This is a genomic window from Trichocoleus sp. FACHB-46, assembly GCF_014695385.1.
In the GTDB taxonomy this organism is placed as follows: Bacteria; Cyanobacteriota; Cyanobacteriia; order FACHB-46; family FACHB-46; genus Trichocoleus.
Genome location: NZ_JACJOD010000008.1, coordinates 177048 through 199211 on the forward strand (window position 1 = coordinate 177048; position 22164 = coordinate 199211).

The 22164-nt window shown below is 50.3% G+C and carries 21 protein-coding genes; 11 read left to right on the forward strand and 10 right to left on the reverse strand.

What is annotated here, in order from left to right; translation table 11 throughout:
• Positions 1-72 precede the first annotated feature (72 nt).
• The 4 genes from H6F72_RS05530 (at position 73) to frr (ending at position 2480) form a co-directional block, all read left to right on the forward strand.
• Positions 73-489: a response regulator transcription factor gene (locus H6F72_RS05530; protein WP_190432573.1), complete on the forward strand. Its 417-nt coding sequence runs from the start codon at positions 73-75 to the stop codon at positions 487-489.
• Between the two features lie 94 nt (positions 490-583).
• Positions 584-1129 carry a thioredoxin family protein gene (locus H6F72_RS05535; RefSeq protein ID WP_190432575.1) on the forward strand — a complete coding sequence of 182 codons (546 nt, stop codon included), beginning with the start codon at positions 584-586 and terminating at the stop codon, positions 1127-1129.
• Between the two features lie 87 nt (positions 1130-1216).
• Positions 1217-1945 (forward strand): UMP kinase, encoded by a 729-nt coding sequence (gene pyrH, locus H6F72_RS05540; protein WP_190432577.1) that lies wholly within the window; start codon positions 1217-1219, stop codon positions 1943-1945.
• A gap of 13 nt (positions 1946-1958) precedes the next feature.
• Complete coding sequence (gene frr, locus H6F72_RS05545) at positions 1959-2480, forward strand: ribosome recycling factor (protein ID WP_199298916.1); 522 nt, start codon at positions 1959-1961, stop codon at positions 2478-2480.
• Between the two features lie 109 nt (positions 2481-2589).
• Here the strand turns inward: frr and H6F72_RS05550 are convergent, their stop codons facing one another.
• The gene (locus H6F72_RS05550; RefSeq protein WP_190432581.1) at positions 2590-2766 is read right to left on the reverse strand and encodes a family 2 glycosyl transferase; all 177 of its coding nucleotides are present in this window, start codon (positions 2764-2766) and stop codon (positions 2590-2592) included.
• 434 nt (positions 2767-3200) lie between these two features.
• Between H6F72_RS05550 and H6F72_RS05555 the strand changes: the two genes are divergently transcribed.
• A complete protein-coding gene (locus tag H6F72_RS05555) occupies positions 3201-4337 on the forward strand; it encodes a geranylgeranyl reductase family protein (RefSeq protein WP_370527448.1) in 1137 nt (378 codons plus the stop codon).
• Between the two features lie 48 nt (positions 4338-4385).
• Here the strand turns inward: H6F72_RS05555 and H6F72_RS05560 are convergent, their stop codons facing one another.
• A complete protein-coding gene (locus H6F72_RS05560) occupies positions 4386-5174 on the reverse strand; it encodes an RDD family protein (protein ID WP_190432583.1) in 789 nt (262 codons plus the stop codon).
• 109 nt (positions 5175-5283) lie between these two features.
• Positions 5284-6129, reverse strand: coding sequence for a DUF975 domain-containing protein (locus H6F72_RS05565; RefSeq protein ID WP_199298894.1), 846 nt, complete (start codon positions 6127-6129; stop codon positions 5284-5286).
• Between the two features lie 88 nt (positions 6130-6217).
• Here H6F72_RS05565 and H6F72_RS05570 point away from each other — a divergent pair, with 88 nt between their 5' ends.
• On the forward strand, positions 6218-7186 hold the full coding sequence (locus H6F72_RS05570; RefSeq protein WP_190432585.1) for a stage II sporulation protein M: 969 nt from the start codon (positions 6218-6220) through the stop codon (positions 7184-7186).
• Here the strand turns inward: H6F72_RS05570 and H6F72_RS05575 are convergent.
• The 5 genes from H6F72_RS05575 to H6F72_RS05590 are packed head-to-tail and all read right to left on the reverse strand — an operon-like array spanning position 7183 to position 11267.
• The gene (locus H6F72_RS05575) at positions 7183-8502 is read right to left on the reverse strand and encodes a DUF58 domain-containing protein (protein ID WP_190432586.1); all 1320 of its coding nucleotides are present in this window, start codon (positions 8500-8502) and stop codon (positions 7183-7185) included. The two genes, H6F72_RS05570 and H6F72_RS05575, sit on opposite strands and share 4 nt — an antisense overlap.
• On the reverse strand, positions 8499-9449 hold the full coding sequence (locus H6F72_RS05580) for a MoxR family ATPase (protein WP_190432588.1): 951 nt from the start codon (positions 9447-9449) through the stop codon (positions 8499-8501). Before H6F72_RS05580 ends, H6F72_RS05575 begins: the two co-directional genes overlap by 4 nt.
• Before the next feature lie 7 nt (positions 9450-9456).
• Complete coding sequence (locus H6F72_RS29620) at positions 9457-9696, reverse strand: hypothetical protein (protein ID WP_199298895.1); 240 nt, start codon at positions 9694-9696, stop codon at positions 9457-9459.
• Between the two features lie 12 nt (positions 9697-9708).
• Positions 9709-10608: a DUF4350 domain-containing protein gene (locus tag H6F72_RS05585; RefSeq protein ID WP_199298896.1), complete on the reverse strand. Its 900-nt coding sequence runs from the start codon at positions 10606-10608 to the stop codon at positions 9709-9711.
• Positions 10608-11267, reverse strand: coding sequence for a DUF4129 domain-containing protein (locus H6F72_RS05590; protein WP_190432589.1), 660 nt, complete (start codon positions 11265-11267; stop codon positions 10608-10610). The genes H6F72_RS05585 and H6F72_RS05590 overlap by 1 nt, the downstream gene beginning before the upstream one ends.
• 172 nt (positions 11268-11439) lie before the next feature.
• Between H6F72_RS05590 and H6F72_RS05595 the strand changes: the two genes are divergently transcribed.
• Together H6F72_RS05595 and H6F72_RS05600 are read left to right on the forward strand one after the other, a co-directional pair.
• A complete protein-coding gene (locus H6F72_RS05595) occupies positions 11440-11895 on the forward strand; it encodes an NADAR family protein (protein WP_190432591.1) in 456 nt (151 codons plus the stop codon).
• Positions 11896-12119: 224 nt separating this feature from the next.
• Entirely contained in the window at positions 12120-15428 is a 3309-nt protein-coding gene (locus H6F72_RS05600; RefSeq protein WP_190432593.1) for a GAF domain-containing protein, read from the forward strand.
• 30 nt (positions 15429-15458) lie between these two features.
• Here H6F72_RS05600 and H6F72_RS05605 read toward each other — a convergent pair whose 3' ends face one another.
• Positions 15459-17549: a caspase family protein gene (locus tag H6F72_RS05605; protein ID WP_190432595.1), complete on the reverse strand. Its 2091-nt coding sequence runs from the start codon at positions 17547-17549 to the stop codon at positions 15459-15461.
• Positions 17550-18023: 474 nt separating this feature from the next.
• On the opposite strand from H6F72_RS05605, the gene H6F72_RS05610 reads away from it, so the two are divergent.
• From H6F72_RS05610 to H6F72_RS05620, 3 genes are all read left to right on the forward strand, one after another.
• Positions 18024-19583: a hypothetical protein gene (locus H6F72_RS05610; protein WP_190432596.1), complete on the forward strand. Its 1560-nt coding sequence runs from the start codon at positions 18024-18026 to the stop codon at positions 19581-19583.
• Positions 19584-19704: 121 nt separating this feature from the next.
• A complete protein-coding gene (gene rpmF, locus H6F72_RS05615; RefSeq protein ID WP_190432598.1) occupies positions 19705-19884 on the forward strand; it encodes a 50S ribosomal protein L32 in 180 nt (59 codons plus the stop codon).
• A 175-nt stretch (positions 19885-20059) separates the two neighbouring features.
• On the forward strand, positions 20060-20656 hold the full coding sequence (locus H6F72_RS05620; protein WP_190432600.1) for a sulfite oxidase-like oxidoreductase: 597 nt from the start codon (positions 20060-20062) through the stop codon (positions 20654-20656).
• A gap of 124 nt (positions 20657-20780) precedes the next feature.
• Here the strand turns inward: H6F72_RS05620 and H6F72_RS05625 are convergent, their stop codons facing one another.
• A complete protein-coding gene (locus tag H6F72_RS05625) occupies positions 20781-22145 on the reverse strand; it encodes an aldehyde dehydrogenase (protein WP_190432602.1) in 1365 nt (454 codons plus the stop codon).
• Positions 22146-22164 lie beyond the last annotated feature (19 nt).

A 22164-nucleotide genomic window follows, 5' to 3' on the forward strand; every position in this document is an offset into this window, starting at 1 on the left:
GACGCACCAAAATTCAATTGCTCCAGAAAAGCAACAAGCTCCCTAGAAGAGGAGTGTTAACTCCTAGCTAAAATGCATAAGATTGCGGTCTTAGATGACGACATTAACTGGAGTTTGTCAGTTCAAAGGTTCTTGAGAAAAGAGTTTTTGGTAACTGTTTTTACAGATTCTAATCACTTTTTTGCGGTGGCAGCTCAGTACGATTTGGTGATTGTTGATTTTGTTCTTGACCCTTTGCCTGAATCAGAAAACAAGCTAGATGGCTATGGTATTATTCATCGCTTAAAATCATCCTTAGAGCGCCCTCCTCTCTGCCTGTTAGTCTCCGGCTGGATTGACAGAAATGATTTAGCATCCATCAGCCAACGACCTTATTTTATGGCCGATGACCTAGCGGCAAAAGATGCGGGTTTAGACGTGATTTTGGCAAAAGTAAGGCAACTGTTGGGTAGCACCTTGCCGCAATCGCCCTCTTATTCTCAACCTTAGACCATTCTTGCAACGAGCGGACTATGATGGAGAGCTAGATGGGAAGCCTCTGCTGCCCGTTAAACTCTTCTGAACATTCAGCGGATTCAGTTTCATGGAAACAGTAGGTACAACAATAGGCAGCTACGCTCCAGACTTTGAACTCCCAGGAATAGATAATGCGGTGCACCATCTTGCTCGTTATCTAGAAAGGTCGAAAGCAGTAGGGGTAGTGTTTATGTGTAACCATTGCCCTTACGTACGGCTCTACCTAAACCGCCTCAAACAAATTCAAGCTACCTTTCAGGCTCAAAAGTTTACCTTAATTGGGATTAATCCCAACGATGCCACGCAATACCCGGATGATAGCTTCGAGAATATGAAGCACTTCGCGGTTGAGCAACAATTGAACTTCCCCTATTTGCGAGACGTGACCCAAGATGTAGGGCGTAGCTTTGGAGTCAAAATAACGCCAGAAGTTTTCTTGCTAGACCAAGCGGGCATTGTGCGCTATCACGGACGCATTGACGACAACCCAGAAGATGTCAGTGCTGTGCGATCGCCCAACTTTCAAATCGCGATCGCTCGTGTCCTAGAGGGCAATGCAATACCTGTAGCAGAAACTGAACCCGTAGGTTGCTCTGTTAAATGGCGTATTTAGCAATGCTTGCGGCTCCTAAAAGCTGACCTCCGACAGCTTAGTGTTATCTTTAGTTGGAGGCAATTTGAGTTAAAAAGTAGTCGCTACATGGGGATTGTTTATCAGCGGGTTTTGTTCAAACTAAGCGGTGAAGCCTTAATGGGCGATCTAGCTTATGGCATTGACCCAGCGGTGGTTCAAGCTATTGCCCAAGAAGTGTCAGATGTTGTAGCAACTGGAGTCCAAGTTGCCATTGTCGTGGGTGGCGGCAACATCTTTCGCGGCGTTAAGGGAGCTGCGGCTGGGATGGACCGGGCAACCGCCGATTACATTGGCATGATTGCCACCGTCATGAATGCCATGACCTTGCAAGACTCTCTTGAACAAATGGGCGTGCCCACAAGAGTGCAAACTGCGATCGCCATGCAAGAAGTGGCAGAACCTTACATTCGGCGGCGAGCCATTCGTCATCTCGAAAAAGGGCGAGTTGTGATCTTTGGGGCAGGCTCCGGCAATCCCTTCTTCACGACCGACACCACAGCAGCGCTGCGAGCAGCGGAAATTAGCGCCGATGTTTTGTTTAAGGCTACTAAGGTAGATGGTGTTTACGACTCCGATCCGCACCAGAACCCCAACGCGCGTAGGTACCAAAGCCTCACCTACGCCCATGTTTTGCAGCAAGATTTGCGCGTGATGGATAGTACTGCGATCGCACTGTGCAAAGATAACAACATTCCTATCATTGTGTTTGACCTCTCGGTACGCGGTAACATTCTGCGGGCCGTGACGGGAGAAACAATTGGAACGATCGTGGGAGGTTCTTGTGAAATTAGCTGACGCTGAAAATTCGATGCAAAAAGCCGTTGAATCAACTCAACGGTCTTTCAATACAATTCGGACTGGACGAGCCAACACATCTCTGCTCGATCGAGTCATGGTGGAGTATTACGGAGCCCCAACTTCTCTCAAGTCTCTAGCAACTATCAATACGCCAGATGCCAGCACGATTACGGTTCAACCCTTCGATCGCGGTAGCTTAAACTTGATTGAAAAAGCCATTTCCCTATCCGACATTGGCTTAACTCCTAGCAACGACGGGTCCACCATTCGCCTAAATATTCCACCGCTCACTAGCGATCGCCGGAAAGAACTCGTGAAGCTAGCGGCCAAGTTTGCCGAAGAAGGCAAAGTATCAGTTCGCAATGTGCGTCGCGATGCGGTCGATAGCGTCCGCAAACAAGAAAAAGCGGGCGAAGTGTCCGAAGATGAAGCACGGGACTTGCAGGATAAAATTCAAAAGCTGACGGACAAGTACATTGCCAGAATTGAAGAAGTTTTGGCAGAGAAGGAGAAAGATATCACCACCGTCTAGAGTGTTCTGCTCAACCCCAGGTTTGGAGCTAAATCCTATAGAGCCATAGAGCTAAATTGTTCTAGAACTAAGCATTCTAGCGAGCAACATTGAAGTTCGTCTTTCGGGTTTAGGCATATTGAAGTGCTGGCATGGGTGTCTGACGAACCACGTAAGCTAAGTGCATGGGGTACCCCTGAATGGAGTAGATTATGTCGATGCACTTCAAGGCAGTCTCGCGATTCTTATAAGAACGCAGAACTCGCTTACTGCCGTTGGCGTACTGCACACATACTTCCCAGTTCATTGGCTTAGCCTCATTTCGGAGTGTCTTGTGGCTCAGAACTTTATCAAGCCTTCATGAACTATCCTAGGGGCCACATCAGGGCTTTGTACTCAGTGCATTCAATGAACTATATAACTGTAGTGATTTCACGGATTGATTGTTGTTGGAACTGAACCAATTCCTCTACTTTGAAACTTGAATTGCCAAGCACACGTGTGAAATCCCTGTTGTTTTTCCCTGAGAAACAGCAGGGTTATTCGTATGCTGCTTTAGATTTGGAATCAACACGGAAACATTCACTGAGTTACCCCTGTCTGTCAGCTCTGGATGCCATTGGGTCAGGATGACTAGTAAAGCACTACAAACTGCAAGTGTTTGGCAAAGCTACTACCCAAAGTTCTAATCGATCGGCCAGGCTGGAGTTGTGAACTGATATTCAAGAGTGAGATGCGAGCATGATGTTTGACTGCATTATTGTCGGTGCGGGGCCAGCGGGAGGAACTTCCGCTTACCATTTAGCCAAGCAAGGCCGTTCTGTTCTAGTGCTAGAAAAAGAACCCCTACCCCGCTACAAACCTTGTGGAGGCGGAGTCTCGCCTCAAGTTGCGCAGTGGTTTGACTTCGACTTCACGCCAGCGATTTCACTCAAGGTCAACTCCGTGCGCTTCACTTGGAAAATGGAAGACCCAGTGGAAGTTGAGCTAAAAACTCCAGAGCCGATGTGGATGGTGCGGCGAGATGTGTTCGATCACTTCTTGGTACAGCAAGCCCAGAAGCAAGGCGCAGAGCTGCGAGACAACACGGAAGTTACAGGGATTCAGTTTAAGAGCGACCACTGGCAAGTCAATACAGCCGATGGTCCAGTCACTGGGCGCTATCTCATTGCTGCGGACGGTGCTAAAGGTCCAATGGCGAAGTGGCTAGGGTTCAAAGAGCGGAAGCGCCGCTTAGCCGGAGCTTTGGAAGCAGAGGTGCCCGCTCAAGTAGAAAGCGGCAACCCCATTCACTTTGAGTTTGGCATGGTGAAGAATGGCTACATCTGGAACTTCCCTAAAGCCGATGGCTATTCGTTGGGTATTGGTACCTTCCGAGGGGGTGAACCCCAGGATATGAAAGCTTTGCTGGCTGAGTATGCCACGCTGTTTGGCGTGGATGTCAAGTCCAGTCAACAATATGGACATCCGCTCTGCTTGTGGGACGGTAATCAAAAACTGCACACCCAAAATGCGGTGCTAGCGGGAGAAGCTGCTTGTGTGGTTGATCCCTTTACCGCAGAAGGGATTCGGCCTTCTATTTTTAGTGGTATGAAGGCGGCTGAAGCGATTAACCAAGCTCTGACAGGCGATCGCAGTGCTCTAGAGCGCTATACCCAAATCATCAACCAAGAATGGGGCGAAGACATGGCTTGGGCGCAGCGTATTGCGGGTGTCTTCTATCGGGTACCTGGCATTGGCTACAAAGTCGGCATCAAGCGTCCTTCCGCTACAGAACGTATGGGCAAAATTCTCTGCGGTGAACTGCGCTACGCTGATGTCGCCAACCGAGCAATTAAGCGGCTGACTAGCAGCTTGATTCCTGGCATGGGTGGTTAAAAAGCTATAACTCATTCATCACTAGGGCGTACGTGGTGCGCCCTACATTTATTTAGTAGATTGCTGTTGATAAGCGAGATAAACTGCCTCTAAAAACAAATCGGGGGTTGTGTTCGACGGTACTTTTTCCAGCAAAATTATTTCTTTTACTTGACGAGCTAACTGTAAATTGACTTCTGACTGGGCTTTGGATGACATGGCACCCCGGCGCTGCAAGTAGTCTCGAATCACAGCGAAGTCGTCGGGCAGCAAATGGGATAAATCTGCAATTTCGGGTAATTGGGCCGCTAATGCCTCGGCTGCTGGAGAAATAGGAAAAGTGGCAGCAGCAATCGTTTGCTCTTCTTGAATCACCACCGTGCCTGCTGCCCAGTCTCCTAAACGTTTTTCTTGGCGACCTAAAGCAATCAAGAATACGCCTAAGAATAAAGTGTCATCGAAAGGTCGAAGTAAAGCTCGTAAGGTAGCTTGAGCTAAGCCAATGGGCCGTCCGTCATCGCGAATCACCCGAATTTTGGTGTAACGCTTCCCAGGCGTCTGCCCACGCCAAAGGCTTTCAAAGAAGACAAAGTAGCCCACATAGATCACAAAGCCACCCAGAATAGTAATCGCCGTCAACCAAAGATCAACTCCGTTGGCGCTCCCGGTTATTTGTACTACCAAATCTAGAACTTGCTTAGAAACAAATAACCAAACAACTAAGAAGGCAATTAGAAAACCACCTAGGCAGGTGTAATCAATCAGCAACGCGAAGGCCCGATTCCCAATTCCAGCTAGGGTAAATTCCAACTCTACGCTTTCTGGTGTCTGTAGAATAATTCGATTAAAGAAGCGCATGGTCTTTCGTCTGCATAGCTCGGGGTAGGGAGAGATCAGGGATTCGGTGTGGCCGCTGGGGAGAAATATAAAGAGGTTGAGAGATTGGTTAGAGATGCAATGGGGAAGGTTAGCGATCGCGCAATTTCAGCCCTAATCCCTCTCGGCGGCTGCGGAGATCGTAATAAACCACAGCTTTAAGGGCTTGCCAGAACGGCATGATAATCATGCCACTCAACAAGCTCAAGCTCAAAATCAGCACAGAAAAGATAACTGACAAGGCGGAATCAGCGACAGAATCTTGTCCTAGCGCCGCTTGTAAGACACTAATCACCACCTGGAACAAAAGTTGGATAGGAATAGTGATGAGAAATGCGACTGAAACTACACCTACCAATTGCCAAATCAACCCCTGAGATAAGTCCCAACTGCGGCTAATCGCTTTGCTGGCAGTCATGTTGTCCTCAAGGGCTAAAGGAACTTCGACCACCAAAAAGCGGGCGGAAATCCAAAGCAGCCCCACAGTAAAAGCAAGGACGGCGATGACCACAAAAATGCCACCAACCACGGCGGCTAGAACACTGTTTCCCAGGGCAGCGCCAATTACAAATGCCAAAATTCCAACTGCTACTCCTAAAACGATAGAACAGGCCAGAACAATACCGAGGGCAAGTAGCCCAACGAACAGCCCAGCTAACAAAAAACTCCACTTCCGAGCATTCGTTCTCTGTTCAGCGGTATTGGTGCTCTCCGGTTGGTTGACCAATTCCCCAAAAGCTAATCGTGAGATCGACGCCGATAAAGCTGAGTACTTAGCCCAACCGTAAACAGGCACGAGCACCCAGAGATACGCTTTGCAGGCAATGCCAAAATATTGCTTCAGGTGGGAGCTGTAGAGCCGAAAACTCGCACTCACTACATTACCGATGCTGAGCGGTCGCATGGGGCCACCGGGGTTCAAATTTGGAGACGACACTAGCCAAGTTCTCCTGGGAATGAATGGAACCAGATTGACGCTATCTTAGGCTACGCTTAGCTTAGAGCGGAGTGAAAATTTATAAAGTATGAATATTCAGCGCTGGATTGCACGGCGTGAACCCAATTGGAAACGCTTGGATGCGCTACTGAAGCAAGTAGAAAAACGGAGTTTGAAGTCAATCCCAGCCGCTGAAATCAAAGAATTAGCCAGTTTATATCGCTCCGTATCCGCAGATTTGGCCCGCGCCCGCACTAATCAAGTTGGGGCCGCTCTCGTGCAAGACTTGCAAACCCTGGCTTCTCGCGGCTATACGCAGATTTATCAAGGCTCCAGACGACAGGAATGGCAAGCGGCTCTAGACTTTTACCGTTGGGGCTTTCCAGCTTTGGTTCAAGAAACTTGGGCCTACATTGCTTTGGCAACCACGTGTTTTCTGGCTGGATCTTTAGTGGCTTGGTGGTTCGCTTGGCAAGACCCTACCTTTTTGTCGTTGTTGGTACCGAGTGAGCTAATTACCAAAGTGCGAGACAAAGGCGAACTATGGATGGGGTCAATTGTAGGCATTGAACCTCTCGCTTCTACCCGAATTATGACCAACAATCTTTCGGTTTCTTTTGGGGCGATCGCGGGCGGCATGACCGCAGGTCTTTATACCCTGTTTCTCCTAGTTTTCAACGGATTAAGTATTGGGGCGATCGCTACTTTGGTCGGCCAAAATAATTTAGCTTATCCGTTTTGGGCCTTTGTTTTCCCCCACGGCTCACTCGAGTTACCCGCCATCTTTTTGGCTGGAGGCGCAGGGTTATTGATTGCTAGAGGGCTGTTGTTTCCCGGTAAGTACCGCCGTGCGGATGCTCTGCGGCTGTATGGCCTTAAGGCAGCTCAGTTAACCTATGGCATTGTGCCTATGCTAATCATTGCAGGAACGATTGAAGGCTTTTTCTCTCCTAGCCCTGTCATTCCATCCCCTTTCAAATATTTGGTTGGTATGGGTCTTTTTACACTTCTATTAATATATTGCAGCCGTAGAAAGCCAACAGGGCAGACAGGCTAAAGCTGATTACGGGCTTTTAGTTGCAGGTAGCGATCGACCAATTGCTCAGTAATTTGATTCGCAGGTGCGTCTAGAACTAGCACGCCTTTTTGACGTAGCTCGGCGAAAGCGACTTGACGTTGGGCCAATAGATCTAAAGCCACAGCACGGCTATAAGCAGAGGTAACATCCTCAGTTAGCTGGTGGGCTTGTTGATCAACTTGGGGGTCGCGCAGCGTGACGCAAAAAGGTAAATAACGAGGTTTGAGGCGGGCGAGAGCGGCTAATAACTCAGCAGAAGCAGTTGTATCAATGACGTCTGTAATCACTACGACTAGGGCGCGGCGAGTTTGCTGATTGACCATGCGAGTCACAGCTCCCAAATAGTCTGGTTCCAATAACTCTGGTTGCATCGGCGTTAAACGCTCAATCAGCTTGGTGAGATGGTGCTGACCTCGCTCTGGCGGAATCCAGGTGTGAAGCTGGCGATCGAACACTCCTACCCCCACGCGGTCGCCCCGATTCAGACCTGCCAAAGCTAGAGACAATGTGGCGTTCAAACCCCAGTCAAATCGAGTTAAGCCATGAACTCGCGCGGTCATCAAGCGGCCTCGATCCAGCAAGACAATCAGGGTTTGCTCTTGCTCTGGCTCCAACACCCGCACCAAGGGACGGCTGCGACGAGCGGTAGCTTTCCAGTCAATCAAACGCGGATCATCTCCTAAGCCATATTCTCGTAACTCGGCAAATTCAGTGCCCATGCCTAAACGTCGGGCTTGGCGAATGGCTCCGGTGGATTGCAAAGTCAGGCGGATTGAGAGCGATCGCAACCCCAACAAGTCTGGATAAATATCCACGGTCTGGGTTTGCGGCACTTGCCAATCTCGCCATGCCAACCCCCAAGCTCCTAGTTGCCGCACCTGCAAATCGCCCCATTGAAACTGCCCCCGTTGCGTGGGGTGAATGGTATAAGTTAGCTCCTGGCTACTATTGGCGAGCAAGGTGGCTTGGAGGCTAGAGGCTGAAACGTTAAATGCTACTGGATAAGCATCTCGGACTTGAATCCTGGCAGGTTGATCTCCTGTTTGCACAGCCAACACCACCGGATTATCTCGACCAATCGAGAGACGATGCAGCGGTTGTCGCTCAATTTTGACTTGGTGCGATCGCACCTGCCGAGCATCCCAAAAGGCCAACCCCAGAACCACAGCATCAAACAGCAGCAACGCCAACACAGCTATCCTAAGCTGCACCTCTCCAGGCAAAACCACCGCAAAGACAGTCGCGATCGCCATGCCAAGGAGGAGTAAACCGTAAACTCGCCACGAAGGAATCATCTTGGTACTGGAACTTGATTGAGGACTGAGCCAATGACGCTGTCGATTTTGAGGCCGTCGAGTTGGGCTTCGGGGCGGAGGATGAGGCGATGGCGGAGAAGGGGAGGTGCGATCGCTTTGATGTCGTCGGGGGTGACGAAATCTCGCCCAGAAAGCCACGCTTGGGCTTTGCTCACTTGCAACCAGGCGACAGCAGCACGAGGGGAAGCGCCTAAAGCTAAATCGGGATGTTGTCGGGTACGTTGTACTACAGCCAGCAAATAATCCAATACAGGCTCCTCGACTTTGACCGCTTGAGCCGCTTGGCGAGCTTGCAGAATTTGCTCAACTGAGGCGATCGCTTTGAGCCGAGCCAAATCCAAACGGCGAGATTGGAAACCTGCTTGGCTGTTCAGCAGCATTTGTTTTTCGGCTTTAACGTCTGGGTAGTCAACTAAGAGTTTGAATAAAAAGCGGTCTAGCTGCGCTTCTGGAAGCGGATAGGTGCCTTCAAATTCCAGCGAGTTTTGCGTTGCAATCACCCAGAACAACGACGGTAACGGCATGCTTTCGCCATCTAGGGTCACCTGTTGTTCTTCCATCGCTTCTAGCAGAGCGGCTTGAGTTTTGGGTGGCGTACGGTTGACTTCGTCTGCCAGCAAGATTTCGGTAAAAACTGGCCCCTTCTTCAGCACAAAACTGCGCGTGTTCAGGTCGAAAATATTCGTCCCCAAGATGTCGGACGGCAAAATGTCGGGGGTGAGCTGAATGCGGCGGAAATCGGCTTGGACCAGTTGGGCCAACACTTTGACTAAAAGGGTTTTGCCTGTACCGGGTACGCCTTCTAGGATTACATGGCCGTTGGCGAGTAAAGCGATGAGCAGTTGTCGCACCAGAGCAGGCTGACCCACAATAACTTGGCTCAGAGCCTGACCTAGGCGAGTGATTACCGCATGCGTTTCTGTCATAGGTGATTTAATAGCGAGGCAGATGATGGCGAACAGTCTGAATTTTTTCTAACCAAGTCAGCAAGTCGCGATCGCTGACTCGTTGACCGCGCGATCGCAGTTGTAGCATGTCTGCTAGTTCTGTGGCAGGTCGTCCGGTTTGTTGGGTCCAGGCGGTGAGCAGAGTTTCCGGGTCTAATAATTGGTTGCCCAACCCTAAAGCTCGTTGCACTTGTAATTGCTCTTCTTTACGAATCGTGTCAATCACAAACTCGCTGGATTACGCCTTGTAGAGGGCTCCTGCCAAAGCTTCGATATAGGCCTTGCTGTTATCCACAGCGGGAGTCGTGACTGGAATCGGCTGACCAAAGCGGCGATTGTGTGCCCAAATGCCTAAGAGCAGCAATACTCCCACTTGAATGAATCCAGGCAAGAGAGCAGTGTTGGCTAAATAAGCTAGAAAGCTGCGCGATCGCTTTTCTGAACCTGAACCTGAACCTGTAGCATCAGCAGGGTCACGATAGCCGTGCAGATATTCATCGACCCAAATTGACTGTTTGGGCTGAGTCACCAGTTGAGCTAGAAATTCATAGTTGCCGCGATCGTCTTGATAGGCGTTGGCTGCAAGATGGGGTGTAGTGGCCCAAACGACTCGACCTTGACCCAAAGATTCTTGCCAAACCACGGCCCCAAAGCGATCGCCCAGGACTAGGCTGGTGGTGCCCTGCTTCGGTAAGTAATGCCGTCGTCGAGTTTCCACTCGCACGTTGCCGACTTCACTGGTTTGCCAGGTGCGGAAAGTTGCCTCGGTGACAGGAGCATGGGCACCTAAAACGACTAGCGTATTGCCTGCCTCTACCCAAGCTTTTTGGTTCTCGTCGAGGGACGCTACCTTCAGCCTGCTGTTAATTTGTAACAGCGTGATCTTGCCCTGGTTCGCTGAGCTGGGTTGCTTTTGAGCTAATTGCTCAAACGGTTGCTGCCAACGCTGGATGGGAGTGCCGCGATCGCTCATGAAACTGTACCAAGCACCGTAACCATCGGGAGCGCGGCTATAAGTTGAACCACTACGGGAAGCACTTTGAGTCGGAGCACTCAGCAAGGTGAGTAGAGCGATCGCTCCAATGACCAAAGCCCCAAACCACATTTGTCGTCGAGAGAGATTTTGCGCAGGATTCATCAAGAGCGTCTCCCAGCAGGCATGCGGTTCTCGATTTCTCGCCTCTCAATTTCTTGGTAGGCTGTTTGGCAACGATTTAACGTCTCGAGCGAAATCGCCATATTGTTAAACCGCATTTGTTCGTGCGTCGTAATCAATAGCTGGTAAAGCGGCGCTTGGGGAAAATGCTGCACCAACTGCCAATACTCCCCATCGGTGCGGCTAGCCTCCAAGGGCACTAAGTTGGATTCACTCAAGTGTTGCAGCAGCGCAAAATACAAGTCTTGGAAGGCTTCCGGGTAGTTGCCTCGACGATGCGAATCCTGCGATCGCTGAAACCATCCGGCGGCATCAAGTTGGCTAACTTGGGCGTTGATGTTTGAGTGGGCTTCTGGTCGCTGTAACCAGAAAAGCAACTTTAAGCTACGTAGGGATGGCAAAAATGTTTGTAACAGCTGCCAAGTTAGCCAAAGCAAACAAAATCCCACTAGCAGCCAAAAGACGACCCGGACAAGGAATTCGATCGCATCCGTTAGCCAACTGGGTAAAGTCTGCGGCGTTTGGTCATTGGAGCTACTGAAGAGTTTATTCAGTTGCAGCTCAATCCACTCTCCCGGCTGCCGCAACAACTGCTGGGTCTGCCAGCCAATGTTAGTCTTCTCAAAGGAACCTGTTGGCATGAATGCATACCATCTGGGAAGAAAGGGTACGGTTTTGCCCTATTATCAACGATTCCTGAGCTTTGGCCTATGGGTACCGTAGTGCTGTGGGGCAATCGCTCAATCGTGCTTGCGACTGATACAAATTCTTGCGATGCCCCGGACCCTGTTTAAGTAGATCTGTAAGCGTAAAATGACCATTTATTTTTACAAGGTTGGCGACCCCTACGGCTGTTTTTCTAATTTTTCTGCCCATCCCATTTTTATTGATGATCAAAGCTGGTCCACTGTTGAGCATTATTACCAATCCCAGAAGTTTTTTGGAACTGAACACGAAGCTCTGATCATGACCATTCGGGCCGTGAAAACGCCTGAAGAAGCCGCTGCTTTAGGTCGCGATCGCTGCCGAGTATTCCGGGAGGATTGGGAGCAAGTAAAAGCAGAAATTATGTATCAAGCAGTTTTAACTAAATTTTTGACGCATTTAGATATTCAATCTGTTTTGCTCTCCACTAATGAATTACTAATCGTAGAAGACTCACCCACAGATTACTATTGGGGCTGCGGCTCAGAGCGGACTGGGCAGAATCAGCTCGGCAAGATTTTGATGCAAGTGCGCCAAGAAGTTCGACAGCAATTGGCTGAATAACTAACTTCAAGCTTAATGACAAGAAATAAATTGCTTCCCTAAAAGTCTCAATTAAATCTCTCTAGACGTGAAAGCCTCCAGGCAATTAGTTGATTTTTTCTAATTGACTTCTAGATACTTTTACTGATTCCAATATCAATTAGAAACAGGCAAAATGTTATAGGCCTTTTTGGCTTTTTAGGCCTACTCAGCTTTTAAGTAATTCACTAGAGAACATACAGGAAATGCAGGATTTACGACCCACGGTAGATCGTTCAGGTCAAGAGGTTTTACTCCACAAAATTACCACCTGCATTCGGCAATCTCTCGAATTATCAGAAATTTTGACTGCGACCGTTAAAGAAATGCGGTCTTTCTTAAACACCGATCGCGTCATGATCTATCGCTTTCATCCCGATGAAAGTGGTGAAGTTATTGCTGAATCTATTGAGCGCGATCGCTTGCCTTCACTGTTAGGTCTCAACTTTCCGGCTGATGATATTCCGCCACGAGCCCGCGAGTTATTCCTCAAGGCTCGCCAGCGCTCTATCGTAGACCTCGCTTCCGAACAAATTGGTTCAAGCCCTTTAGATAACCCAGAGACAGGGTTGCCTCTCCAGGCAGAAGATATTCGTTATCGTCCTGTAGACCCTTGCCACATCGCTTACCTAACGGCAATGGGCGTGAAATCTTCCTTGGTCGTGCCGATTTTGCATCAAGATGCCCGGACCCAGACTGGCGAACCGATGCTTTGGGGGTTATTGGTATCTCATCATGCCCAACCCCGAATTATTGCTGAGTCGGAGCTTCAGGTAGTACAGCAAGTGGCTGACCAAGTTTCGATTGCGATCGCCCAAGCAGAATTGCTGCGGCAAGCCAGGGCTCAAGCGGCAAAAGAATTCAGTATCAACCAAATCGCGACTCTACTCCATACCCTGCCAACTCTACAGCTACAAGCAGCTTTAGAGCGCACGGTAGCCATACTTCAAGGATCTGGTGGCAGACTCTACACCTTCGCACTCGATCCCACCCAAGCCACGATCGCAACCTGTGGAGTTCAACCGCAGATGCCAGGACAAGACCAGACCTGGATGATCGAACAAAGCCCCCTCTGGCAGCAGTACTTTAGACCTGCCGAATCAAAGGCCGAGTCTTGGCAGCAGTCGATTACTGACCTTTATAAGGAACCAGAACTGCGAGTTTTAGCGCCAGCATTTCGGGGTACGCTCATTCGTGGCATCTTGGTGGTGCCGCTGCAATATCGCCAACAATTTTTGGGTTACCTCACGGTTTTTCGAGATGCGATCGATACCGCAACCCTGTGGGCAGGGCAGTTTGACTCGGATCAGCGACAATTTCAACCCCGCAACTCTTTTGAGGCTTGGCAAGAACTCAAGCAAGGCCAAGCCTTGCCTTGGACGCCAGAAGATTGGGAACTGGCTGCTGCCTTAGGGGAGCACTTCTCAATGGCCATCCAGCAGCAGCAGCTTTACCAACAAATACACGGGTTGAATGTCAGCCTGGAGTTGCAAGTTCAGCAGCGCACCCAAGAGCTAGAGCAAGCCTTAGAGTCTGCTCGTCTCCTGAGGCAGGTGAGTGACCAAATTCGTAGCACACTAAATTTGCCGACCATCCTGCAAACGATTGTGCGAGAAGTCCGCGGCCTGCTCGATACCGATCGCGTGGTGATTTATCAATTCGTGCGGGGTTGGCAAGGGGAGATTGTGGTGGAAGAGGTGGCATCGGGGTGGCAGTCAATTTTGCATGAAAAATATGCAGACGAATGTTTCCCGACCGAGCATGCCAGCTTGTACCAGCGCGGTCGGATTCGCGCGATCGATCATGTCAAGCAATCTAATTTGCATCCTTGTCATATCGAATTTTTAGACAATCTACAGGTCCAAGCCAACTTGGTAGTGCCAATTCGTATGGGTGAGCAACTGTGGGGCTTGCTGATTGCCCATGAGTGCCGAGGGCCGCGCCAGTGGCAAGCCTTTGAAATGGAGCTGCTAGAACAGTTGGCCGACCAAGTGGCGATCGCGATTCAGCAAGCAGAATTATATGAGCAAAGCTGTGCGACAGCGGCGATGGCAACCGCACAAGCTAAACAGATTGAACAAGCGGCTGAGCAACAAAAAACGTTGTTCGAGGTGATCACCAAGATTCGTGAATCGTTGGATTTGCAAACGATTTTTCAGGCAACAGCCCGAGAAGTGCGCCAACTGCTTAACGTCGATCGCGTGGGGGTGTTTCGGTTTGAGCCAGAGTCTAGTTACCAAGATGGTGTCTTCGTTTCCGAAAGTGTGCTGCCTGGTTTTACCTCCGTACTAGACCGAAAAGTGCATGACCACTGTTTTGGCGAACAGTATGCCCCCTACTATCGGCTCGGTCGAATTCAAGCGGTGGCTGATCTATACGCTGCCAACTTGAGCGATTGCCACCTGAAGATTTTGGAGCAGTTTCAGGTCAGAGCGAATTTGGTGGTGCCGCTGATTCAAAGTGATGAACTCTGGGGCTTGTTGTGTGTACATCAATGCTCTCAGCCTCATGCATGGACAACGTCTGAGATTGAGTTTGTAACTCAAATTGCCGCGCAGTTGGGAGTGGCAATTCAACAAGCCGAATTGCTGACTCAAACCCAACACCAGACGGTGCAACTCGCTCAAACCCTGAACGAACTGCAACAAACCCAGACGCAACTGATCCAGACTGAGAAAATGTCGAGTTTGGGGCAACTCGTGGCTGGAGTGGCGCACGAAATCAACAATCCCGTCAATTTTATTTATGGCAATGTCAACTATGTCAGCGAATACACCAAAGAATTGCTGACGCTGCTCCATCTTTATCAGCAACACTACCCCAGCCCTGAGCGGCCCATCCAAGAATATGCTGAATCAATCGAGCTAGACTTCTTAGCCACAGACTTGCCTAAAATGTTGGCTTCGATGAAAGTGGGAACCGATCGCATTCGTCAGATCGTGTTGTCACTGCGGAATTTTTCCCGCCTAGATCAGGCTGAGAAAAAACCTGTCGATGTCCATGAAGGCATTGATAGCACCTTGATGATTCTGCAACATCGCCTCAAGTTGGCGAATGATCCAACGGCAATTAGAGTCGTGAAGCAATATGGGTTGTTGCCCCTAGCGGAGTGCTACGCGGGCCAACTCAACCAAGTCTTCATGAATATCATCAGCAATGCTATTGATGCGATCGAGAATGACAACCAGCAACGTCTAGCTCAAGGTCTGCCGTTCAATCCAGGGTTAATCAAAATTGAGACAGAACTGATACAGTCTGCGTCTTATGCTTCTCAAATGCTGATCCGAATTAGTGACAATGGCCCTGGCATGTCAGAAGCGGTACGATCGCGAATTTTTGATCCATTCTTCACCACCAAGGCTGTAGGCCAAGGTACAGGGCTAGGCCTATCGATCAGTTATCAGATCGTGGTAGAAAAACATGGCGGCATGCTCAAATGCACGTCCCAAGTCGGCCAAGGAACTGAGTTTTTAATTGAGATTCCAATTCGCTCAGGCTGGACCATTCAACCGTAATTGCTGATTGAAGCAAGAAATAAGGCGAAATCAACGCTTCCACGTAGCAATAGATTTCTGAGCTTGAGCATAAGCAGGTGTGCCTGATGGAACGAGAGTCGCAGTTTGCAAGGCTGCCTGAATCCGCCCCCGTGACGCTCGCAGTTCCGCCATTCCTAAGATGATATTGCTCCATTCGCCCGTGAGTCGTTGGGCTTCCAAATACCCTGGTTGGCCTGCGGGGATGCGTCTGACCAATGCGATCGCGCGACTGTAAGAAGACGCTTCCCCCCGCCGCAACGAACCCTGAGCTTGGTCAATTAGAGCTTGGTTAGTCTTTTGCTGCTGAGAGCTTTGTTGCCATCCCGAGATCGCTTGCTGAGCTTGACCATAAACGGCAGCATTATTCTTAGGCACCAAACGAGCGGTTTGTATCGCCTCGCCAAACTGACCTTGCTTGGCTCGACCCTCCGCTAAGTCTAAAATCACTTGACTCCAGCGTTGAATATCTTGTTGGGCTTGGTCATAGAGCGGTTGACCTGGCTTGATTTTGCTGGCTTGAGCGATCGCTTGATTAAACCGAGAGGCTTGATTCGGTCGAATCGTTACCCTGGCTTTTTCCAATAAATCTTGATTAACCTGCTGTTCTGCCTGAGTTTTCAGATTACGGTACTGTTCGGTTTGCTGATTGGCAGGTACCTGATTAAGCAGGCGCAAGGCTTCTTGAGATTTATTTTGTTGCAGCGCTGTCTGAGCGGCAGGCAGCAGTTGTGTGGGTGGCACATCCGAGGCGGCAACTGTAGCAGGAGGACTAGGCGCAGCCTTGTCTGGGACGGGGGTGGGGCTCGCCACCGGAGCCGTTGCTGTCGCACCTGTGGTTGAAGTCGCCACCGTTGCCACAGGCGTAGGAGTGGACTTCGACGATTGGGTGGCTGTGGAGACAACAGCATTGTCGATGGGCTGACCTGTAAAGGCTGCTTTATTGCGAATGATCACACCTGAGCACAAAACAAATGCAATCAAACCGCCCCAAACCAGCAACCGTCGCCAAAATACGCTATCTGCCATTTCTGGTTCTGCTTCGGGATCTCGCATAGGGGATTGAGGGGATAGAGGACTAGATGGGGCGGGTTGTGTAGTAGAACTAGCTGGCCTACGAGTCAACCGTTCTAAAATCTGGTAGGGCGAGGAACGAGAAGAGGGGTCAGCCTTGCCAGAATCAGCCGTGCCAGAATCAGCCGTGCCAGAATCACCCGTAATAGGGAGAGTAGAGAGACCAATTCCCGCTTGGGGTGGTGCTTGCAAGGATAAATAGCCACGAGATGCATCTGAGTCGAGCGCAGCGATTGTGTTAGCCGAGTCAGATGGGCGATCGAGGGTATTCCAGGTGCTTGCAGCCACCATTGAGTGAGGCAAGATGCCCTGCTGCCCTTTCCCTAGAGGCACTAGCACTACCGCATGCTGAGCGGGTTGCCAATAGTGCTCAGTCAGTTCTGGGAGGCGATCGCGCAAAAAATAATCTAGATCGGCGAGGGTGTCACATTTACCAAACCGCAGCCCCTCCAACAAGGCAGCCGTAAAGCACCCATGATGCAAGCTGGCAGTCTCGTACGAGAACTCACCCGGTTCGCAAGCCAGGATTGTGGCGACGCTGAGTTGACGGGCACATTCCAAGGTCTGAGTGCCCAGCGGTTGATCCGATGGCAGGCCTTGGCTCCGATTCATATCCAAGCATAACAAGGCTGTCTCGGCGGCAATGGCGTCCAATTGCCCCAGTAGCGATCGCACTGAGATGGCAGTACCAGGAATATCGGCTGGATCACCATCAATCGGCATTAAGTAGTCTTGTCCTTGGTAACAAACCCCATAGCCGCTAAAGAAACACCAAACCAAGTCACCGGGGTGCACCCACTGTTGGCAAAACTGATCAATCCAAGCTTGTAACAAACCTCCAGTGGGATAAGTGGAGCGATCTGCAACGGGTAACGAAGCATCGGTTAGCAATAGGCACTGTTCGGCTGGGAAGCCTGCTTCCTCCACTAAAAAATCATGCAAAGCCTGGGCGTCCTGCTGGGCATACCTTAGAGGCTGCAAGAACTGATATTGATTGATACCAATTGCGATCGCCCAGTGTTTCACCATGCTGAATGCCCTAGATTCTTACTAGATAGTGTGCCCAGAAGGCAGTTCAAGTAAATAGGAACCTTACGCTCTGTTTTTACTCAGCTCAAGTGGCATGTTGTTGGTTAAAAAGACAAGAAGTACGATAACTTTTTTATTGAAAACTTTTATTGAAAACTAAGTTATCTGACAAGTTTGTTGGGCTGACCCAGCGCACAACCCTAGAGAGGTGAAAAACAGTAATATCTGACTGCCTTCGTGAGGCATTAAATTCAGGTCAGAAACTGCAAACCTCAAGATAAAAACGCAACGTCTAAAATTCCGTCTATAGTCTAAGTTAATTCTGCTTCATTATGAATTAAATTTCTAATAACTAACTCATTTAAACTGCTTAAACCTGGCCCCGCTTAAGATGGTGTCCAGTTTAACCAAGTCTGAGTCATTAATATATTGAGTGGTCTTGCTGAGTGATCGCGTAAGGAGCTAGCAGCAAACATGCGAGAGTTTTCCCCTTCCCACCTTCGTTTTTTACCACTCCCGCAACTTCTGAGCTTGGCAACCTGCTTAGGATTAGGGGGTAGCGTTTGGCTCACCCAAGCTGCGATCGCTCCTCAAGCGGCTCAAGCTTATACTGCCAGAGTAGATGTGGCCCTGGATCGCCGCACCGGGGAGAGTTATGAAACGCTTTTGCGCCGAGCGGAAATTGCCGCTAGAGCCGCGGCTCAGCGCAGTTTCGATCGCGACATTTTGACCAGTCAAGTGTCTGTCATCGTCTCAGCTCAAAGTGAAGGCTCAGTTGTGCCCGTACTAAATCTAGATGTCAGTCGTACTCAATGGCGCAGCCGTCCTGATCCACAACGTTGGGCAACCTACTTTCGCACTTCGCAAGCCTTGTTACGGCTAAATCAAGGCGTAGCTGAAGAGACCGCACCCGCTCAAGCCGCTCCACCGCCACCTCCGGCTGTACCCTCGCAACCTGCTACCGTACCAGTAGCACCCACACCAGGAGCGCCAGGAACCAACAACCCAGCAGGTAGCCGAGCGCCTGGTACACCAGCCGCACCAAATGGTGGAACCGGAACGGGCGCGGGCACTGGAACGGGTACAGGCACAGGTACTGGAACGGGTACAGGCACAGGTACTGCCGCTCCTGGCGCTACAGGTACCGGAGCGGGCTCGGGTGCAGGCACGACTGCACCTACTGGTGGCACAGGTACTGGAACTGGGACTACAGGTGGAACAGGCACGACTGCACCTGGCGGCACGACTGGCACAGGTACCGGAGCGGGCGTAGGTGCAGGCACTGTTGCACCTACTACCGGAACTGGCACAGGTGTTGGAACAGGAGCAGGAACTGGAACCGACACAACCGTTCCTGGTGGTGTGACTGGGACTGGCACAGGTGTTGGAACGGGCGCAGGAACTGGAACTGACACAACCGTTCCTGGAACTGTTCCGGGCACTGGAACTGGAGCTAATACAGGCAACAGAACTGGGCCTAGCACTACTATTCCGGGTGGTGTGACTGGGACTGGCACAGGTGTTGGAACGGGCGCAGGAACTGGAACCGACACAACCGTTCCTGGAACTGTCCCCGGAACTGGCACTGGAGTTAATACGGGCACAGGTACTGGGACGGGTGCGGGTGCAGGCACTGTTGCACCTACTACCGGAACTGGCACAGGTGTTGGAACAGGTGCAGGACAGGGGGGCACTACTGGAACCGGAACGGGACCAGGTAGCGGCACTCAAATAACTCCGACTGGACCTGGTACTCTTTCCCCTGGAGCATCCACAACGCCTGGAAATCAAGGGCCAGTGATTACGACTCCGAATGGTCAAACTGTTGCGCCTGGCGCTCAACCGTCTGGGATCGGAACACCAGGAATAAACAGAACGACAGCACCAGGCACTGGTACAACCACAACGCCCAACAACACGCCCAACAACGGCTCTTTCACTATTACGACTCCCAATGGGCAAGTCATTACACCAGCTACACAGCCTAATCGAACCACAACTCCCAATCAGTCAACTGATGGGGTAAATCGTTAGTTTGCAGCTAGCTGATAAATGAAAATTGCTTAATGAGCGGCAAAAAGCTTGGTTTAAATGGAGGCATCATGCCCTAGAATAGGAGGGTTGTCTAAAAATTGCGATCGCCGCACGGACGAGCATGGCTGTTCCTAAGAAGAAAACATCCAAGTCTAAGCGAGATATGCGTAAAGCGACCTGGAAGCGCAAAGCCGCGTTGCAGGCGCAAAAAGCTCTCTCTCTTGGCAAATCCATTTTGACCGGACGTTCTAAGGGCTTTGTCTATCCCAATGACGAAGAAGGGGAAGATGAAGAGTCTTAAGCTGCATTTTGATTGCAGACAGATTCGTGATGGGGGCAAGCGGTTGCCCCTTTTTTATTGGACTTGTTTTTATGGCTTCTGACTGGGGAGATCGCTAGAAATCTGCTACACCGTAATAAAGAGGTAGGGCATAGCAACCCAACTCCTCTGATGCTGTTCTTGAGGATTTCGCCTTATGTTAGGAAAATTTTTTCAAAAACCAGGCTCAGAGTATAGCGATCGCGTTCCTCCCGGTCAGCACCTCACCAATGGCTTTCCAGTATTGACCTATGGCCAAACACCGGAAGTACATCGAGAGACATGGCAGTTTCGGGTGTGGGGCAGTGCCCAAGAAGTGACTTTCACTTGGGAAGACTTTATGGCCATGCCCCAAAGTAACTTCACGGCTGACTTCCACTGTGTCACCACTTGGTCAAAGTTGGATGTGCAGTGGACAGGGGTGAAGGTGTTGGACTTCATGAAACAGGTAGAGGTAGACCCCAAAGCCGCTCACATTATGGAGCATTGCTATGGCGGCTACACGACGAACATTGCAATAGAAGACTTTCTGCGAGAAGAAAACTTCTTTGCCCACACCTTGTTTGGTGAACCCTTGCCTGCTGATCATGGGGGGCCATTACGCTTGGTCGTGCCTCACCTCTATGCCTGGAAGAGTGCTAAATGGATTAATGGTCTAGAGTTCCTAGACAAAGAGGAGTTGGGCTTCTGGGAACGCAACGGCTACCATAGGCGCGGCGAACCTTGGGCAGTGGAGCGTTATAGCGATCGCTAGTTGTAGCTTTTGCAACGACAGGAACTTGAGCACTGCCTTTAGCCTAAGTAAACTGGGGCAAGGTTTTCCCACTGCCCCTCAACCAAATTGCTATCCAACGTTTTGCTGGAAAGAATACGGTGAGTTATCGAATGATCTGCTTGATCCAGCGCAGCTTATCTTTGTAGGGGGCGTAGCGTAACTTCAAGTCTAGGAAGAAAGGCTTTTTCAAAATGCTGCGCTCATGGGAGAAGGTGTCGAAGCTAGCCTTACCGTGATAGCGGCCCATACCGCTAGGGCCAACTCCGCCAAAGGGTAAATTTGGGATGCCAACTTGCAAGATGGTGTCATTGATGCAAACCCCTCCGGAACTGGTAGCTTGCAAAACTTGAGCTTGGCGTTGTTGGTTTTGGGAGAAAAAGTATAGGGCTAAGGGTTTGGGACGCTGATTGATCTGCGCGATCGCCTCATTCAAGTCTTCATATTCTAGAACGGGCAGGATGGGACCAAAAATTTCCTCCTGCATCACAGGGTCTTGCCAACTGACGCCATCAATCACAGTAGGGGCAATGTAGTGCTCGGTGGGGTTACTGTCTCCGCCAACGACAACTTGCCCCGATTGTAGGAGTGGGGCTAGGCGCTCAAAGTGCTTTTGATTGACGATTCTGCCGTAGTCGGGGCTGCTAGCTGGGTTGTCGCCGTAAAACGCTTGGATATTTTGAGCGATCGCCTGCAAGAGCTGAGGCTTGATTGAGCGATGGACTAACAAATAGTCGGGAGCAATACAAGTTTGGCCCGCGTTTGTGAACTTGCCCCAGGTAATTCTGCGAGCGGCCACATCAATCGGCACGTCGGCATCTACCAAGCAAGGACTTTTGCCGCCTAATTCCAGGGTAACGGGGGTGAGGTGTTCTGCTGCTGCTGCCATCACCCGCTTGCCAATCGCAGTGCCGCCCGTAAAGAAGATGTGGTCAAATCTTTCGGCTAACAGTTGCTGACTGGTTTCTACGCCACCTTCAATCACCGTAATGAAAGCTGGATCAAAGTGTTGGCGAATTAAGTTAGCGATGACTTGAGAAGTATGAGGAGTTAGCTCCGAGGGCTTGAGGATGGTGCAGTTTCCCGCTGCGATCGCCCCGATTAAAGGAGCGATGCATAACTGAAATGGGTAGTTCCAAGGGGCAATAATCAAAACCACGCCCAAAGGTTGCGGGCAAATTTGAGCGGTAGCGGGCAAAACTGTGACGGGGGTTGCCACTTTGCGCGGTTTCGTCCAAGCGCGCAAATTTTTGATCGCGTAGTTCAGCTCATCTAGGATGCCGATTTCGGTGAGATAGGCTTCAAAGACGGGTTTGTGTAAGTCTGCGTTTAATGCATCCACAATGCTGGTTTGCGCTTCCAGAATCGCTTGCTTCAGCCGCTTGAGTTGCTCCAACCGGAAATCAACCGACTGGGTTTGGCCAGACCTGAAAAAAGTGCGCTGCTTTTCTAAAGCGTCAGGAATTAGCATCAGGAATTGCCTGCATAAC

Excerpts from the sequence above, each read along its gene's own strand:
- H6F72_RS05530 (WP_190432573.1), top strand. The coding sequence starts at position 73 with ATGCATAAGATTGCGGTCTTAGATGACGACATTAACTGGAGTTTGTCA.
- H6F72_RS05535 (WP_190432575.1), top strand. The coding sequence starts at position 584 with ATGGAAACAGTAGGTACAACAATAGGCAGCTACGCTCCAGACTTTGAA.
- pyrH (WP_190432577.1), top strand. The coding sequence starts at position 1,217 with ATGGGGATTGTTTATCAGCGGGTTTTGTTCAAACTAAGCGGTGAAGCC.
- frr (WP_199298916.1), top strand. The coding sequence starts at position 1,959 with ATGCAAAAAGCCGTTGAATCAACTCAACGGTCTTTCAATACAATTCGG.
- H6F72_RS05550 (WP_190432581.1), bottom strand. The coding sequence starts at position 2,766 with ATGAACTGGGAAGTATGTGTGCAGTACGCCAACGGCAGTAAGCGAGTT.
- H6F72_RS05555 (WP_370527448.1), top strand. The coding sequence starts at position 3,201 with ATGATGTTTGACTGCATTATTGTCGGTGCGGGGCCAGCGGGAGGAACT.
- H6F72_RS05560 (WP_190432583.1), bottom strand. The coding sequence starts at position 5,174 with ATGCGCTTCTTTAATCGAATTATTCTACAGACACCAGAAAGCGTAGAG.
- H6F72_RS05570 (WP_190432585.1), top strand. The coding sequence starts at position 6,218 with ATGAATATTCAGCGCTGGATTGCACGGCGTGAACCCAATTGGAAACGC.
- H6F72_RS05575 (WP_190432586.1), bottom strand. The coding sequence starts at position 8,502 with ATGATTCCTTCGTGGCGAGTTTACGGTTTACTCCTCCTTGGCATGGCG.
- H6F72_RS05580 (WP_190432588.1), bottom strand. The coding sequence starts at position 9,449 with ATGACAGAAACGCATGCGGTAATCACTCGCCTAGGTCAGGCTCTGAGC.
- H6F72_RS05585 (WP_199298896.1), bottom strand. The coding sequence starts at position 10,608 with ATGAATCCTGCGCAAAATCTCTCTCGACGACAAATGTGGTTTGGGGCT.
- H6F72_RS05590 (WP_190432589.1), bottom strand. The coding sequence starts at position 11,267 with ATGCCAACAGGTTCCTTTGAGAAGACTAACATTGGCTGGCAGACCCAG.
- H6F72_RS05595 (WP_190432591.1), top strand. The coding sequence starts at position 11,440 with ATGACCATTTATTTTTACAAGGTTGGCGACCCCTACGGCTGTTTTTCT.
- H6F72_RS05600 (WP_190432593.1), top strand. The coding sequence starts at position 12,120 with ATGCAGGATTTACGACCCACGGTAGATCGTTCAGGTCAAGAGGTTTTA.
- H6F72_RS05605 (WP_190432595.1), bottom strand. The coding sequence starts at position 17,549 with ATGGTGAAACACTGGGCGATCGCAATTGGTATCAATCAATATCAGTTC.
- H6F72_RS05610 (WP_190432596.1), top strand. The coding sequence starts at position 18,024 with ATGCGAGAGTTTTCCCCTTCCCACCTTCGTTTTTTACCACTCCCGCAA.
- rpmF (WP_190432598.1), top strand. The coding sequence starts at position 19,705 with ATGGCTGTTCCTAAGAAGAAAACATCCAAGTCTAAGCGAGATATGCGT.
- H6F72_RS05620 (WP_190432600.1), top strand. The coding sequence starts at position 20,060 with ATGTTAGGAAAATTTTTTCAAAAACCAGGCTCAGAGTATAGCGATCGC.
- H6F72_RS05625 (WP_190432602.1), bottom strand. The coding sequence starts at position 22,145 with ATGCTAATTCCTGACGCTTTAGAAAAGCAGCGCACTTTTTTCAGGTCT.